We start from the raw sequence: 15,830 nt of genomic DNA, 5'->3' as shown, positions 1-15,830 counted from the left end.
TATGAAGGTACTCCTGGCAGAGTATACAAAATTCCATGACCCCGTGCTTGCACCGGAAGGTGAAGCGATGCTGACGACGCTCAGGCGGAGTTTTGAGGCGCTTGGATATGACGTCCTCTCCCCGACAACGGGAGATTTTGCTGAAGAAATCGCACGGCTTGCCCCCGACTGCAGGTATGGACTGATTATTGCTCCTGATCACCTGCTCGCAGGTTTTACCAGTGTGATGGAAGGTGTGACGCATAATGTGGGCACCGACAGTACAAACGCAGCTGTCTGTGCAAACAAACGCCTCTCAGCACGCCTTCTCGCAGAACATGGAATCGATGTCCCCCGGGAAGTCACCAGCGGCAGGCGGGTGATCAAGCCGATCCGGGGATCAGGTTCAATGAAGATCAGAATACGCGATGAAGAGCCCGGAGAAGCCGAATTTGGCCAGGAAATACTCACAGGAGATCATATTTCTGTCTCGGTTATTGCCTCACGGGTCGTCGGCGATGCATGCAGCTTCTATACCGGCGCACCACCACTAGTCCTTGCAATCAACAGGCAGAGAATTGATACAGATGACGACGGCATCATCACCTATCTCGGAGGTGAGACGCCGATTGAACACCCGCGGGCAGAGGAGATCAGGGAGACTGCAGAGAAAGTCGTGACGACACTCGGGTGCCAGGGCTATATCGGCATTGACATGATTGTCGGTGAGAGGATCACTGTTGTGGATGTCAATCCACGGATCACAACAAGCCTGATCGGAATAGCCGGGGTGATGGAGGAGGAGATTGCTGACCTGTTGATCAAGGCCTCAGAAGGTGTCAGGCTTCCCCCGGTGCACCTGAATGGATCAGTTGCCTTCGACACACGTGGAGGGATGACCAGGCAATGATAGGCATAGACATCGGAGGAGCAAACACAAAGATTGTCACAGACGATGAGGTCATCATCCGGTACTGCCCTCTCTGGAAAGAGGCTCCAATTGGTGAGATGCTTTCAGGCATTGAAGGGGAGGCTGCAGTGGTGATGAGCGGAGAGCTCGCTGACTGCTTTTATTCCAAGGCTGAGGGGATCCGGTTCATCGTTGATGCAGTTCTGGACGTTCTGCCTGATGCCCGATTCTATGGAACAGATGGAAGGTTCCATACCGAACCCGTCCCGCAGCTTGCAGCCGCGAACTGGCTTGCATCAGCCGATTTCCTCAAGGACCACTATCCTGACGGTATTCTCCTTGATTTTGGGAGCACCACTGCAGATATCGTTCCGCTCTCCCCCTTTAGAGAGCTGCCCGGCCGTACCGATCTCTCCCGGCTGCGAGCAGGAATGCTCGTCTACTGCGGCATGCTGAGAACACCGGTTGCATCGCTTCTCCAAGCAGTCACTATCGCAGGCGAGGAGACCCCGCTCTCGACTGAGTATTTTGCGCAGGCAGCAGATGCCCATCTTGTGCTTGGCCATATCACTCCACGGGAATATACCGTGCCTGCACCTGATGGAAAAGAGGCAACCAGGGAGCTGAGCCTTGCGAGACTTGCCCGATCCGTCTGCGCAGATACAGACGAGATCGGGGAGCAGGGTGCTGTTGCGATAGCAGAAGCATTCTGGGAGGCTGAGAAAACCCTCTTCCGGAAGTCGCTTGAGCGGTTTGGATCAAAGCCTGTGCTTGCAGCAGGAATCGGGGCAGAACTGATTCACCAGACCTTTGGCGGGATCAACCTCAACCAGGAGCCTGGATCATCTGCTGAAGCACTCCCCGCATATGCTGTCAGGGAGGTGGCGATACGAGACGGTTTCTGATACCGGCTGTGCTTCTTGCCGGATCACTTGCAATCACCGTACTCTCGTTTATACTTGGGTATCCGCTCTTCTTTCTACTCCTCTTCATCCCGTTCCTCTTCTACAGACGGCGGGGTACGAAGAGATGCCCGGTCTGTGGGTGGGAGGCCAAGGGCAGCGAGCAGTTCTGCCCCTTCGATGGCTCTCCCCTGGGCGACGAGCCCGGAGAGTGACATAAACCGGATCGGGAGCCGCATCCCGTACATATCAGTGAGTTCAGGCCGGGGAAGCAGATCACGCATCAGTGCATAGCGCCGGACTGTGCCCCGGTCCAGAGAGATGCCAAGGGCGGCGATCCTTTTTTCAGTATGATGGTAGGGATATTTTTCAGAGAGTGCAAGCGCAAGGTCAACAACAGGTATTCCGTGGCGGGTACCTTTGTAAAACGGCTCATCAGCATACCAGAGTTTCCCACAGTCCGGACACCGGTAGCGAACAACACTGACGAAAACAGTCTCTTTGTTCCCATCCACAATCAGCGTGGCAAACTGTTTCTTTTTCTGATCATGCTTTTTGAGGGATGCACCGCATATCCTGCAGTGCGAACCTGCCGAGGAGAAGACGACGCCATCAAAGAGTGTGATGATTGAAGTGATCATCTCCGTGAGAAACGGTGGTGCGAGGATACGTTTTACCAAGGGCTCATCACCTCAACTATCTGAAGGGGCGGGTGGGGGAGAAGCAGTCCACCTGGATCCGGGATTTTCTGCGCGCAAGTATCCGGCAGTTGAATTGGAAGTGTTGATCCCGCGAAATACGGGCCATTGAAATTGGTGAATATAAACATAATAGTTACCTTTTTTAATTGGTCAATTAACCCAATATATACTTAACCCTACCCTACCATCCTGCAAACTCCGGCAGGCCGGTTTTTTGAGGAACATTTAGAAATCTATTAATAAGTCCTTCATTTAAATCATCAATTATGCCTATGCCGAAGTTACTGAATACTTTCCGGTGATAGGTGGGATTTTAGAAAAGAGGTGTGTAGAAATATGGTATTTCATCCTCCAGTGCAGATAGTTGCCAAGGCAGGAGATGCAGGCAAGTATAAAGCAGGCTTGCCATACTGGAACATGCTCCTTCGAGGATTCATGTCCGGTGCATACATCGCCATGGGTGGTGGCCTTGCAACTGTGTGCAGTACAGGTGTTCACGAAGCCATAAGTCCAGGGTTTGGACAGCTTATTATGGGAGCTGTGTTCCCTGTCGGTCTTATTATCACCGTCATGACCGGTGCTGAACTGTTTACCGGAGACGCGATGCTTGCCCCAATGGCTGCTTTTATCCATAAGATCAGCTGGGCAAGTGTCCTGAACCTCTGGGTATGGGTCTATATCGGAAACGTCATCGGATCGATACTGTATGCGTACCTTATGGCAATGGGCCCCCTGACAGCCTTTGATGCTGCGGGTGTAGGTACGGTGACGGTATTTGGTGAACGAGCGATTGCTATAGGTTGGGCGAAGGTGAATTATCCGCTTGTAGCAATGGTTCAATGGGATCTCTTCTGGAAGGCTGTCGGCTGTAACTGGCTTGTCAACCTTGCAGTGCTGCTTGGTATCTGTGCTGATGACGCCATCGGCAAGATTGCAGGTATCTGGTTCCCAATCATGGCATTCGTTTCGAGCGGACTCGAGCACAGTATCGCCAACATCTACTTCCTTCCGGCGGCTATCTTCACCCAGGCGTATGCGACCCCTGAGCAGATGGCTATCTATGCAAATAATGCCATAGAACTTAATTGGGTCACCATGTGGACAAACAACGTCATCATGGTTACCATAGGCAACATCGTCGGAGGATTGCTCTTCGTTGGTGTCATCTACTGGATTGCATTCCGCAAAGAGATGGCAGCATTAAAGTAAAGAACGGAAGCGTAAATCCATGAAGATTGGGAATATTACGGTGAGGCTGACGATCGTCCATCTGGGCGCATTCCTCTTCTTCACCGCGATCTTCTTTTTCTCATTTTACACAACCAGAGACTGGACAATGCTCCTCTGGGGCATCCCGACACTGCTGCTCATCCTGACCATTCCGCTTGCCATGAACTACATGAGCCAGAGCCAGTACCAGAACCTCAGGCCTGTCTATGAGGCAGAGGCACGGAAGGTGCGGGCAAATGAGATCAATGAAGGGCTGATGAGCAAGCCTGTCAGGTATGAGGGTGTCGTTGAGCGGGTCTATTTCAAGTTCTTAAACAGACCCCAGTTTTTGATTGGAGATCGGACCGGTGAAGTATCTGTCAAGATGTTCACATCTCCCGAAGAAGACATCAACAAGGATGATGTCGTCGAGGTTCTCGGCCAGGTGATGAAACGATATGTCATCTCCGGAGACCCGGTCATCAACTGTGTCTCTATCAGAAAAAAGACAGTCAAGACGTCTGCTGAGAGTGGAAGAAAAGAGAAAAAGAAGAAAGAAAATTAAAAACTCTTCTCCAAACCTTTCCTGAGAGAATCATTCTTCTTCATTGACGGTTCCTTGATATACCGGTCAAAAGGATGGATCCGACAGCTGATCGGGAACGGAACCGAGAGGGTGCTGATCACCGCTTCTCCCCGTTCAAGTGTCTGGATCTCCCCATCAAGGGGGGATAAATCCTGTTTTGCACTTGAGGCAATCATTTGCCTGTCACCACGGTCAGAGAGACCGAGAACCACATAGGTGTTGATCTGGGCAAGTATCCTGGGATCAATATTCTTCGGCTGCTGGGTGATCACACAGAGGCCTATCCCGAATTTTCTCCCCTCCATTGCACATTCACGAAATACCGCTGTTCCGCGACCAGGACCAAGGACACGCTGTGCCTCCTCAATGGCAATCAGGACCTGTCCGGACTGGTGCTGATCATCACTTCCAAAGCCGCTGTTTCTCCGTTCATTGAGAAAAATCCGGGTCAGAAGTGAGAGGATAAAGAGCTCGGACTGTTCCCGCATCCCCGGTATATCAATTAAAACCACTTTCCTGTCACTGAGGGCTGCCCTGATGGCATTCACTGAAGATCCCGACCTCCGGAAGAAAGAGTTCTGCCGTGTCAGGATCTCAAGTTTCCGCTTCACCGACCGGAGCGACAGTTCATGGAACTCTTTCAGCCTGCGGGCCAGCCCCGGATTTGATCCGGTGTATTTTTTGTGCCAGTCCTCAGTGAAATCGGTCTCCTGGAAGAAATCGATCATCTCTGATCCGGTGATATCGCCAATTGTCTCAAGGATCTCTACCTGTGGTTCGGTAAACTCAAAGATTGGATAGAGATCTGCGGGGCGAAAATCATCATAGGCGATGCTCAGGGTGGATGCACCATACCGCAGGATCGTCTTCTCATCGCGGGTTGAGAAGACCGCAAGACCATCAGCCCCGTCCTTGTAGTGGAGAAGCCCCGGGTTCTGGCTGCCATCGGGTGATGGGCGCCCCTTGAGATATTCCCCATGAGGATCGACCATTAAAAGCCCAAAGGGCTGCTCTTTCATGCATGAGGCGGAAAAGACCTTCATAAAGTTGCTCTTGCCCATCCCGGTCGTTGCAAAGACACCCATATGCTGGTTGAGATCATGGGGGTGGAGACCAACGTTTGCGGTTCTGACTGTGCCGGTTCCGTTCCTGACAAGCCCGACCCCGATTGTGCCCATATACGCATCAAGAAAGGCAAAATCATCTTCCCTGGCAATCCTGACATGAGAGAACTTGGTTGGCACTGTCTTTGGGCGTCGGAAGTTCCCGGCGGCATCAAGATATCCAAGCGGAGTTGCCTCAAGCATGAGGAAGACATCCTCGCCAAGGTTGTAAAAGTGGGTGGTGTGCGGCCGTGTATCCCAGTTTGCATCCGCAAAATTGCTTGAATGCTGTATACCGGTCACTTTGGCATAGAACGTGAACTGCTTCTCCTCATCAATGATTGCCAGGAGATCACCAAGAAAGATCTCGCTTGTATAGGGAACAGCACACCGGTAGCTTGCATGGGTCTGGCCGATAAGCCGGAATTTAGCTGCATCGGGTGTATTAGTATCGATTAAGTTCGTCATGATAATCTCCAAGAATATCTTCATAATCCAGGTAGTTGATCGACTGGGTTGCACAGCCGGCGATGATGTCATTTCGGACATGCCGCACCAGATCATGTCTGATCACCGCATACCGGTGGGCATCCATCAGGGGATAGGGGTATCCGACAACACGCCCGTCTCCGGCATAGGATGAGAGTGCTGAACAGACAGCCGAGACCTCCTCGTCGCCATAGGCATCCGGCACCGTGACCAGGAACCCACGGGCAGAGCTGGAATGGAGACAGGCAACATAGCCCTCCTTCACCTTCAGGTACCAGGGTGGCTGGATCCCAAGTGTTGCAGCACCCTTCACTGCAGCCGGGACAAGAGGCTGCTTCCCATCCCAGGTTGCGCCAGCATTCTTTGTCACAGCCGCAAGAAGGAGACCGCGTTCCCGGCAGGTATCGGTGATGGCATCAAGGATCGGGGCATGTGAGGGATGTTCGGCATAGAGGGCGCCATCAAGGAGGAGAAGGGTCCCGGGTGAGGCTTCCCGTGCGGCAGCCATGGCAAGGCCGTACTCGATGGTATCGCGAAACGCGGCCTCTGCTGCCAGGGTATCACCCATATCAAGAGGAACAGCGGGTTCGCATCCAAAATAATCCCTGTGGACGTCGGCATAGTCCTCGTCCTGGCCATCACCAATCCGAAAGATCCGAAGCGGTGTCTGCCTGAGCATCACCCGCTCCTGTCGGGCATACCCGGTGACGGCACCCCGGAATACATCAAGTGTAAAGAACGGGGTGGAGTAGACGGTGGCATTGCTCCCGTCAACTGCGGTGATGGCACGATCGTCAGCCGGCACAATCCGCACATAATCATCTGATCCGATACCCTGCTCTGCGATAAAACCGGTCGGGCTGAGATTACATCTCCTCTGTTTGATATCCGCAACCACCCGGATAAGATCCTGGACATATGTTCCTTTCATTGATCAACCTCGATTGCAATACTGGTGAGATCAGGCTGCTCCTCCACCCGGATTACCGTCTGGCATTCCTCCTGCACCCCCTCGATATGGGATATCAGGAGAATCTGCGGGAAATAAGGCTCCTGTTTTCTCAGTGCGCGGATCAGGTTCCTGCGCCGCTCTTCATCCTGGCTCCCAAAGATCTCATCAAAGATGAGCACCGTTGCGTCCCTGATGCGATGGGTTGCCGCAATATGGCGCGAGAGGGCTATCCTGAGGGCGACTGCGATATCATCCTGCTCTCCACCAGAGAACCGTGATGCCGGATAATCCTCACCCGCTTCATGCACCCTGATGGAGAAGTCCGAATCGACAGTAACATGCTCATAGCGACCATCAGTGATGAGAGAGAGGATCTCGCCCACCTCGCCTTCGATCCGCGCCCGCACAGATCCGATTAAGTGCTCGGCAAACTGTTTCATGACGGTTCCTGTTGTTTCAAGAAGCGTCTTCTCAGAGAGGAGCTGTGCCTGCTCCTTCTCATATGCTGCCGCATTTCTGAGAGACCCGGCTATCTGGCCACGCCTCTCCCGGACACTGCCGAGGAGGCCGGTGATCTCGCGTATCCTGGCATCGGATTTTTTCTTCTGTTCATGGAGCGATTCGGCTTCCTGCCTGGTTGCATCAAGCTCCTCTTCGATATACCCGTACCCGGCAATCTTCTCTTCGATTCCAGCCAGCATCGCCTCCTCACTGTTCTTTTCCTCTGTTAACCGCAAGATATCGGCTTCGATAAAAGGAATCCGCTCAACCTTTCCTTTCAGGGAGAGGTAACGGTCATGGTTTTCTGCTGCCAGTGCCAGTTCTTCCTCTGCATTCTGAAAGGCCGCCTCATCAAAGCCTATCCTGTCGATCTCAGCCTTTAATTCTGCAGAATGCTGTTCCATACGGGTGATCTCTTCGGTCTCGACCCTGATAGCCTCTTCAACTGCCTCCCGCTCCCGTGCAGCAACCAGAGCTTCCCGGTACTCCTCATAGAGTGGTTCGAGTGCCTGAAGAGCAGAATCGATCTCCCTGAGCACGTCCTCAGAGTACGCTGATTCTTCCCGGCGTGCAGACACCTCGTCCATCCGCTGGAAGAGCCCTTCGGCACGGCTGGCAAGCGACTTCTGTTCTTTTTCTATCCCGGATACCCGCCTGAGTGCACCTGCAATCTCATCTCGCTTCCTGGTGAGTGCCTGGAATTCCTCTACCTGCCGGATCATTTCTTCATGGCTGATATCCGGCACATCCAGCCTCCTGATTGCATCCTCCTTCTCACAAACGATCGAGGCGAGGCGTTCCTTCTCGTTTGTCCGCTCATGTATCCGCGCCTCGATCCCGGCGAGGTTGCGTTCTGCCTCCACGCATCGTGCAATCTGATCTTCCTTCTCTCTGATCGCAGCATCCATCTCCCTGATCCGGAGTTCACATGAGGCAAGCCTCATTCTCCCGGATTCGGTATCTGCTTCGAAGGCGGCAATCTGATCGAGGAGGCGGGTGCGTGCTTCAAGGTAGCGATCCTGGAGAGGATGGCCGCAGGTCGGGCAGCCGCTCTCCTCCCCTGCAGCGTCAAGTTCACTCAGGTGACGCCCGGCCTCCTGTTTCGAGGTTTCAGAATGGGCAATTTTGGATCTGAGAGTGGCAATCCCGCCCCGGATCTGTTCAGCAGCACTCCTGGCATCAGATAGTTCCCCGGCTATTTTCTCCCTGATCGCAACCTCCTGGATGAGAGGGGCGGCGTGTTCACGCAATGAGTGGATATCCGCCTCGATCTCTCGGATCTGATCCCTGTAGAGACGGCATTCCTTCATCAGCCGTTCCACCTCAAAGAATCGCTCTGATAGTGCCAGAACTCCGTTTTTGGATTCGATCTCCTTATTGATACGGCTACATTCAGCTTCAAGCGCCGCAAGCGTCTCCCGTTCACTCATCAGCGCCTGCACCTGATCCTTCAGCACCCGGATCTCAGATTCAAGAGATGCAAGCTCCTTTCCCAGGCGATAATAGTCCTCCTGCGCCGCCTGCAGCGAGCGCCGCCTGGTAAGGAGATTCTCACGCTCTCCTGGTATATGGGCAAGGCGTTGTACTGTTGCTTCTGCATCCCTGGCACGTGAGAGCTGCTCAAGAAGCCGTGCACGCGAGCGGGAGAGCTCGGCATGGCGTGCACCGGCTTCACGGAGGCGGTTTGTGGCATCCATATGCGCCTCCCGTGCTGCGCGAAGTGCAAGGGCATGGGCTTTGATCTCCTCATAGCGGGCTTCCTGCACCTGTGAAGCTTCAAAGTGCAGACGATCCTCCCGGAGAGAGACGAGTTCAGTTTCAGCGGCATCAAGCTGGCGGGCAAGTTTCAGAAGGGCATCCTGCCGTCCCGCTTTCTCTGAGGAGAGGGCGGAGAGCTCCTGCATCGTCTGCTGGAGCACCTCTCTTCTGGCCGTGTTCTCTGTCTCAGCCAGCTGGATCGCCTCAAGTGTGGCGGTTGCATCAGCAAGGGCTCCCGTATACTGCTTCTCCTTCTGCTCCTCCTCCTGGTCAGCGACCTTCAGGCGGTCGGAGTCGATCTCTGCAAGCCTCCCCGAGAGGGTGGTGATCCGATCCTCCAGTCCCCTGATCTCTGAGCGTATCATCTCCCAGGATGTATCACGGATCCGTTCAATTCCAAGGGCCCGCATGAACCAGCGTTTCCGTTCGACCGGGTTCTTATCCAGGAGGGCGAGCAGATCCCGCTGCGGGGCATAGATGGTGGTCCTGAAGTCAGCGGGCCCCATCCTCAGGATCTGCTGCACCGCCTCCCTCACAGGGCTGACCCCGGTTGCAATCAGCCTCCCATCCCCGAAATTGAGCTGCGCATCATGGTGTGTCGTCTGGCCTTTCCGGAAAGACCGGACGATCGTATAGTATTCCCCGCCTGTCTGGAAGGAGAGCCTGACCTCGCATCTCTCTTTTGGCCCGGCAGCGGCACTGACCACATACTCAGCATCGATCCCCGAGCCTGAGATCCCATACAGGGCAAAGACGATCGCCTCCATGATCGTACTCTTCCCCGAACCATTGCTCCCGACAATCGCAGTGATACCATCTTTGAAGGTGAAGGTCTGGTGACGGTACCGCTTGAAGTTCTTCAGGGTCATGGATTCGGGGATCATTCGGTATCCGCCTCCTCTACAATCGAGGAGAGGATCGCAGATCCCTTCTCAAGAATGAATGACTCGGTCTTCTCCGGGAGCCCCTGGCCTTTCACGAAGACTGAAAATTCTTTCTGGATATTGAATGCGGAATCGGTATGACTCCGTTCCATCACGATCTCGTCGGGAGATATGGATTTGATCCGGAGGTCAAGCACCTGTTCACGGATCCGCGCCATCTCCCGGCCTGCTATGGCACGTCCCGTCTCTTTCCTGATCCCCTCAAGGGTGATCTGTGCCATCGGGGGCGTATGTGAGGATATAGCTTCTATCCGTGCTTCGATCTCGCTAATAATCTCACTCGCGGTCAGATCGTCCGCTTGCAGCGAGCCGAGATCGATCATCGGGGTCTTTGGGAGAGGGAGAGGTTCGACTGTCCTGCGTGCCGTATCGACAGTGAGACCCCCCTTTGTTTCATACATCTCGCCGTAGGTCAGGTGCTCAAGCGACCCCGAGTACCAGGCATGCGGCCCCACCTGGCTCTGGCTATGGTAGTGGCCAAGGGCGATGTAGTCGAAGTCGGCGGTCGTCATGGTCGCGTCGATCTCGTGTTCTGCAACCGTTGCCAGCCGCCTGTCGGTGATACTGCTCGCAAGCCCGTGAGTGACCAGGACATTGTTGTGTGACTTTGAGCGCTCAACGTCATTGTATGCCTCACGGTATTGATCGGGGTTGAGCATGTTTGGTATCAGGTGGAAGATTGTATCCCCGCACTCAAATGATTCGTACCGGAGACTATACGCCATATGGATCGTGCCGGGATGGTACTCAAAGAGGGAGAAGGGCGCGCGGGTGTACCTGGTCTTTGGGATGCTGTGGTTGCCTGCGATCATGATCAGGGGGATGCCGGCATCTGTGAGGCGTTCCAGCGCCTCGAATGCAGTGACATAAGCCTGTGTCCTCGGCTTCACAGAGTCAAAGAGATCTCCTGCATGGAGAAGTGCATCCGGCCTGATTCTACAGATCTCCTCAATAGATGAGAGAAAATTGTCGTAAATCTGCTTCTCCCTGAGGTTCATACCGGTCTTTGGATCGATCCGGGAGAAGGCGGTGACGCCAAGATGGGTATCGGCGATGTGGATGATCTTCATTGATCGTATCTTCTACTCAGAGAGAATTAAGTGCTGGGAATGGAGGGTGAAAGTAAAAGGGAAGGCAGCATAATGATCCAGTACCATGTCACAACGTGCAACTGATGCACTCTTTCAGTCACTCTTCCTCCTGACTGATATCAGGATGATGCTCCGGGAAACGGCACCATTCCACCAGCTGAGTGCTGAAGAGAAGCAGAAAGCAGAAAAGCTGCTGAAGAGCGTGCGGCGCCAGGTCGATATACTGGAAGAGGAGCTGATCTGAGTATGCGGTGTGCAGGCGATATCGATGTCCGGCAAAACGACGAGATGACGATTAACATTGACCCAATCCAGGTTGGCGGGCGGCTCACTGCTGATGCGATGAAAGCGGTGATCGCCTACGGCGACGGATACTCGGTCTGTGATAACTGCAGAAAGCCGTTCAGGCTTGATTATATCAAAAAGCCAGCTATTGCAGATTTCCATGCCGATCTCGCTTCCTGGCTCTCAATGGATACCTGCCGGGTTGTACCTGGAGCCCGCCGGGGCTTCCAGGCGGTCTGCCAGGGGATGGTGCAGAAGGGCGATCCCGTGATCCTCACCTCGCTCTCCCACTATACCGAGTTTATGGCTGTTGAGTCGGTTGGGGGAGTTCCCCGTGAGATCCCAAAAAATCCAAAAAACCAGATCACCGCCAATGCCACAGCAGAAACAATCGAGAAGGTGATCAGAACTGACGGCAGGAGACCGGCACTGCTCTTTGTCGAGGGGGTGGACTACCAGTTTGGCAATCATCACGAGGTGAAAGGGATCGCAGAGGTCGCACACAGCTATGATATCCCGGTGCTCTATAACGGAGCCTATACCGTCGGCATCCTTCCTGTCAGTGGGAAAGACCTCGGTGTCGATTTTGTCATCGGATCCGGCCATAAATCGATGGCAGCACCGGCACCATCCGGGCTTGTCGCAACAACCGAAGAGTATGCTGACCGCATCTTTGCAACAACCGCTGTGAAGGGAGACCTGACCGGCAGGACCTTTGGAATCAAGGAGGTCTCGATGATGGGCTGCACCCTGATGGGCGTCACCCTGATGGGAATGATGGCATCGTTTCCCCATGTGAAGGAGCGGGTTTCTGCATTTGATCGGGAACTGGAGAATGCCGGGATCATTATCGATGCACTCTGCTCAATTGAGGGGACAACAATCCTCTCCGAGATGCCCAGAAGGCATACCCTGACCAGAATTGATACACGCGAATCCTTTGACCGGGTTGCAGCAACACACAAGAAACGGGGATTCTTCCTCTCGAGTGCACTTGCAAAGAGAGGGATAAGCGGGGTGATCCCCGGTGCGACAAAGGTCTGGAAATTCAATACCTACGGAATGTCGAGAGTCCAGGCAGAGTATACCGCAGAGGTCTTTACCTCTATTGCAGCAGAAAACGGGCTAACCGTCAATGATTGAGCCAGAGAGGGCAGTTATCCTGGCTGCTCCGGCTACTGCTTTTTTAATCAGATCCTGAAGCGGGAGAGTTGCCTCCAGCTCTTCGACCTCAGCGTTGGTTGCATGGGTGGCAGGTTTCTTTGGGACAGCCAGGCAGGCGTGATCACCTGGTCTTTCAATATACGTCCGAATGGATCGTGCCAGTTCAATCACCTCCACCTTGTCGTAGGTGAGTAACGGCCGGAGGATGGGGAGTGTGGCAGCAGGCGAAACAACAGAAAGATTCTGGAGCGTCTGGGATGCCACCTGGCCGAGGTTGTCGCCATTGACAATTGCCATGCATCCTTCTGCCGATCCGATCCGCTCTGCGATACGGAGCATGAACCGTTTACAGAGGAGACACGTAAACCGTGGATCCGGGAGGGTTGCAAGGGCCTCAAAGAACGGCCCCATCGGAACCTCGATCAGAGAAAGCGGCATTCCCATACAATGCCGGGAGAGGGCTGCTGCGTGCTTTCTCGAATCAGTTTTTGTATCTGCTCCTGCATACCGGCCGCCATCCATGTGAAGGAAGACGATCTCAGTTCCACGCCGCATCATGAGCCAGGCGGCAACAGGTGAGTCGATCCCGGCTGAGAGGAGGCAGACGGCTTTTCCCTGGGTACCGAGGGGAAGGCCGCCTGGACCCTGAAAGAACCGATCAGTAACAAAACCGCCGTACTTTCGTGCCTCGACAAAGACCTCGTACTCCGGGTTTGTGAGATCGACGGTCAGATCCGGGAAGTGCTGAATGATGGCTGATCCGATTGTTGCACCGAGTTCCTGGCTGGTGAACCCGGATACCCCTTCTCTCCTTGCACGGACAGCAAATGTTCCTTTTCGTCTTCCGGATTCTGCCACACAGCGGACTGCTGCCTCTGCAAGAGATGCAGGGGTTGGTTCACAGCGGTATGCGATGGAGGTTGAGACGACACCAAAGAGCAGGGCAGCGGCTGCGGCGCGATCAGGGTCATCGGTATTGATAAAGAGCCTCCCCCTGTGCTCTTCGATTGAATGGGGGATCTCTGCTGCTTCAAGGGCCCTGCCCAGGTTGCGCCTGAGTATCCTGATATAATGCTGCATAACAGGTTCGCTCTTTAAGAAGAGCTCGCCATACCGCACCATAACCGTCTGCTGCATGACTATTCATTTGCAGTCATCACAGAAGAGGAGAGCGGTAACCTCTTTAACACTCAGGTGAGATGGTACATGAAATGGCGCGGAAGAAAAGTACAGCTAAAAAGGAAGAGCCGATGAAACTCTTCTATATCTTCTATAATCAGGAACGCTGGGACAACTGGCTGACAACACTTTCAGAAGCAGATTTCGAAGGGAGTGGCGGTGATGAGATGCCGGAAGGCTTCCGGTTGCTTGAGAACTTCAGCGAGGATATCACCATCGCTGTCTTGAAGATCATCAAGCTCTGGCAAAACGAACGGATCAGCCATGAGGATGCGATGCAGAAACTCGCCGAAGTCGAAGAGATTGTGCTCGGTGAGGTGCCGGAAGGAGAACTTGGCGAGATTGTCGGATCCGTGCAGGTTGCGATGATGGTGGTCTTTGCCTCTTGCCATAATTTCCTTGCAGGCGAGACCGAGGCGGATATCAAGGCGCTTGTGAAGGAAGGGAAGAAGGCAGTCGATGACGACCCTGAAGAAGCACTCAGGATTGCTGCTGTGATCGGATCTGCTGTGATCAATGGTGCTACCTGCTGTGCCAGGTATGTGAAGGATACAGATGATCCAACAATCTTTGATGAGTGGCTTGTTGCTGTCGAGAAGATGGGCGAGGCGATGAAGTCCCTCAAGAAATTCGATGAGGAACCCGGAGAAGCATAAGTGATCGCAGGAAAGGCCCGTCTCCGTTCCAGCAGGAAGATCCAGCGGATTGCCGGATATCGCCTCCCCGATTTTGCATTTCATGGTGCCAATCTCGAGGCGATTGCCGGATCCCTCAATTACGAAAATCTCGACGCTACGCTCCGTGATCAGCTCCTCAGGTTCCAGAAGGACTTTCTTGACTGCCGGTGCAGGGGAAACCCCCTCTGCGGGTGTCCTGAGCAGAAGTTCGTCCTGGTACTCATCGAACTCAGGATGATGGGGCTTGATCACCGGGAGATTCATGCCCATCTCCTTGATGAATACGGAATAGATCTCTTCCCAGCCGATATTCTCTCATTCCTTGAGGACGCCGTCCACCGCCTCGAGGCGATCAGGCGGGTTGCTGAGCTTGAAGGAAAGCATGAGCTTGCCGGGAAGACTGAAGCGGCGATTAAAGAGATTGAACAGTAGCAGAACCGCAATAGAAATACAGGGACACGTGATCCCGGTATTTTTTTTATATTTTTTTAAGAGTGGACTGGTGTTTGAGAGAGGATGCTTACCCTCCCCGCTGCGCCACCATATCAGCAACCGTCACATCCGGGTGCGTGTACCGCCGTTTTCCCTTTGTCCTGTTCCCGATCTCAACTGCCTCCTCCGGGCACCAGTGGATGCAGGCATAACAGAGGGTGCAGGCACTCCCCCAGGAGACGGCACTCCCGGTGATGGTGATGTTTTTTGTCGGACAGATCCGGCTGCATAGTCCGCACCGGTTACAGGCCTCTGTTGCATGAAACCGTCTCTTTGTCGGATAGAGTTCTGTCAGGAGGAAGCGGACAACCGGCCCTGCAATCCTGAAGGGAAGGGAATCCGACCCCTCAGGCGGCAACTCCTGCTTTTCCCGGATCACCGCTGCAACCTCAGGTATCCGCTCCCCGGCAGATGCGAGTCTCTTTTCGACCTCGTCCAGGGATTCCATCAGGTTTATGGGTCCATTGAAGTTCTCTGGCATGGTGAAGACAAAACCTGATGAGAGATGGAGCCCTTTTGCCTTCAGGAGCATATCAAGATTATATAATGCGCCTCCCGCACTTCCCCCGCATGTGGCGATGCCGAAGATGTAGGGATTGCCGCTGATAGTGAGAGATTCCACCCATTCCCGGACGATTTCTGGCATATCCATGAAATGAACCGGAAATGCAATTCCAATTGCATCAGCAGACGTCAGATCTGGCGAGGAATCGGTATCTCCCCCGGCTCCCGGAATAGGAGCAATAACTGTCTGACCAAGTGCTGATGCAAGGTTTTGGACAACCGAGAGGGTGTTTCCAGTGCCGGTAAAGGTATAGATCGTCGTCTTCATGGCTTCACCAGAGCGGGTATTCCATACGAATAGGTATCCTCCATACAGCACCATGCAACATAAAGCAAACGCAAGT

General features: G+C 53.8%; 15 protein-coding genes. 8 read left to right on the top strand and 7 right to left on the bottom strand.

Annotated elements, in window-relative coordinates; translation table 11 throughout:
- Position 1: 1 nt before the first annotated feature.
- Both ABCO64_RS06370 and ABCO64_RS06365 read left to right on the top strand, forming a co-directional pair.
- Positions 2-889 (top strand): ATP-grasp domain-containing protein, encoded by an 888-nt coding sequence (locus ABCO64_RS06370; RefSeq protein ID WP_253458848.1) that lies wholly within the window; start codon positions 2-4, stop codon positions 887-889.
- Positions 886-1,794 (top strand): hydantoinase/oxoprolinase family protein, encoded by a 909-nt coding sequence (locus tag ABCO64_RS06365; RefSeq protein WP_253458852.1) that lies wholly within the window; start codon positions 886-888, stop codon positions 1,792-1,794. The genes ABCO64_RS06370 and ABCO64_RS06365 overlap by 4 nt, the downstream gene beginning before the upstream one ends.
- 74 nt (positions 1,795-1,868) lie before the next feature.
- Here ABCO64_RS06365 and ABCO64_RS06360 read toward each other — a convergent pair whose 3' ends face one another.
- Complete coding sequence (locus tag ABCO64_RS06360) at positions 1,869-2,471, bottom strand: hypothetical protein (RefSeq protein ID WP_253458855.1); 603 nt, start codon at positions 2,469-2,471, stop codon at positions 1,869-1,871.
- Between the two features lie 357 nt (positions 2,472-2,828).
- Between ABCO64_RS06360 and ABCO64_RS06355 the strand changes: the two genes are divergently transcribed.
- Entirely contained in the window at positions 2,829-3,701 is an 873-nt protein-coding gene (locus tag ABCO64_RS06355; RefSeq protein WP_253458858.1) for a formate/nitrite transporter family protein, read from the top strand.
- 19 nt (positions 3,702-3,720) lie between these two features.
- Positions 3,721-4,266 (top strand): nucleotide-binding protein, encoded by a 546-nt coding sequence (locus ABCO64_RS06350; RefSeq protein ID WP_253458860.1) that lies wholly within the window; start codon positions 3,721-3,723, stop codon positions 4,264-4,266.
- Here the strand turns inward: ABCO64_RS06350 and ABCO64_RS06345 are convergent.
- The 4 genes from ABCO64_RS06345 to ABCO64_RS06330 are packed head-to-tail and all read right to left on the bottom strand — an operon-like array spanning position 4,263 to position 11,104.
- Positions 4,263-5,858, bottom strand: coding sequence for an ATP-binding protein (locus ABCO64_RS06345; RefSeq protein WP_253458863.1), 1,596 nt, complete (start codon positions 5,856-5,858; stop codon positions 4,263-4,265). The two genes, ABCO64_RS06350 and ABCO64_RS06345, sit on opposite strands and share 4 nt — an antisense overlap.
- Positions 5,836-6,810: a DNA double-strand break repair nuclease NurA gene (locus tag ABCO64_RS06340; protein WP_253458866.1), complete on the bottom strand. Its 975-nt coding sequence runs from the start codon at positions 6,808-6,810 to the stop codon at positions 5,836-5,838. The genes ABCO64_RS06345 and ABCO64_RS06340 overlap by 23 nt, the downstream gene beginning before the upstream one ends.
- Positions 6,807-9,974, bottom strand: coding sequence for an AAA family ATPase (locus ABCO64_RS06335; protein WP_253458869.1), 3,168 nt, complete (start codon positions 9,972-9,974; stop codon positions 6,807-6,809). The genes ABCO64_RS06340 and ABCO64_RS06335 overlap by 4 nt, the downstream gene beginning before the upstream one ends.
- Positions 9,971-11,104, bottom strand: coding sequence for a metallophosphoesterase family protein (locus ABCO64_RS06330; protein WP_253458872.1), 1,134 nt, complete (start codon positions 11,102-11,104; stop codon positions 9,971-9,973). Before ABCO64_RS06330 ends, ABCO64_RS06335 begins: the two co-directional genes overlap by 4 nt.
- 85 nt (positions 11,105-11,189) lie before the next feature.
- Here ABCO64_RS06330 and ABCO64_RS06325 point away from each other — a divergent pair, with 85 nt between their 5' ends.
- Together ABCO64_RS06325 and ABCO64_RS06320 are read left to right on the top strand one after the other, a co-directional pair.
- A complete protein-coding gene (locus ABCO64_RS06325; RefSeq protein ID WP_253458874.1) occupies positions 11,190-11,369 on the top strand; it encodes a hypothetical protein in 180 nt (59 codons plus the stop codon).
- A 2-nt stretch (positions 11,370-11,371) separates the two neighbouring features.
- Positions 11,372-12,553, top strand: a complete 1,182-nt coding sequence (locus ABCO64_RS06320) for an aminotransferase class V-fold PLP-dependent enzyme (protein ID WP_253458877.1) — start codon at positions 11,372-11,374, stop codon at positions 12,551-12,553.
- Here ABCO64_RS06320 and thiI read toward each other — a convergent pair.
- Positions 12,536-13,711 carry a tRNA uracil 4-sulfurtransferase ThiI gene (gene thiI / locus ABCO64_RS06315; RefSeq protein WP_253458878.1) on the bottom strand — a complete coding sequence of 392 codons (1,176 nt, stop codon included), beginning with the start codon at positions 13,709-13,711 and terminating at the stop codon, positions 12,536-12,538. The genes ABCO64_RS06320 and thiI overlap by 18 nt on opposite strands.
- A 62-nt stretch (positions 13,712-13,773) precedes the next feature.
- Here thiI and ABCO64_RS06310 point away from each other — a divergent pair, with 62 nt between their 5' ends.
- A complete protein-coding gene (locus tag ABCO64_RS06310) occupies positions 13,774-14,409 on the top strand; it encodes a DUF2150 family protein (RefSeq protein ID WP_292616353.1) in 636 nt (211 codons plus the stop codon).
- Positions 14,410-14,862: a DUF5814 domain-containing protein gene (locus ABCO64_RS06305; protein WP_253458882.1), complete on the top strand. Its 453-nt coding sequence runs from the start codon at positions 14,410-14,412 to the stop codon at positions 14,860-14,862.
- An 88-nt stretch (positions 14,863-14,950) separates the two neighbouring features.
- On the opposite strand, the gene ABCO64_RS06300 is transcribed toward ABCO64_RS06305, so the two are convergent.
- Positions 14,951-15,754, bottom strand: a complete 804-nt coding sequence (locus ABCO64_RS06300) for an EFR1 family ferrodoxin (RefSeq protein ID WP_253458884.1) — start codon at positions 15,752-15,754, stop codon at positions 14,951-14,953.
- Positions 15,755-15,830: the final 76 nt, after the last annotated feature.

Source organism: Methanocalculus natronophilus (assembly GCF_038751955.1).
Lineage (GTDB): Archaea > Halobacteriota > Methanomicrobia > Methanomicrobiales > Methanocorpusculaceae > Methanocalculus > Methanocalculus natronophilus.
The sequence above is the reverse complement of the archived record's forward strand: the minus strand, read 5'-3'. Positions and strand labels throughout refer to the sequence as shown.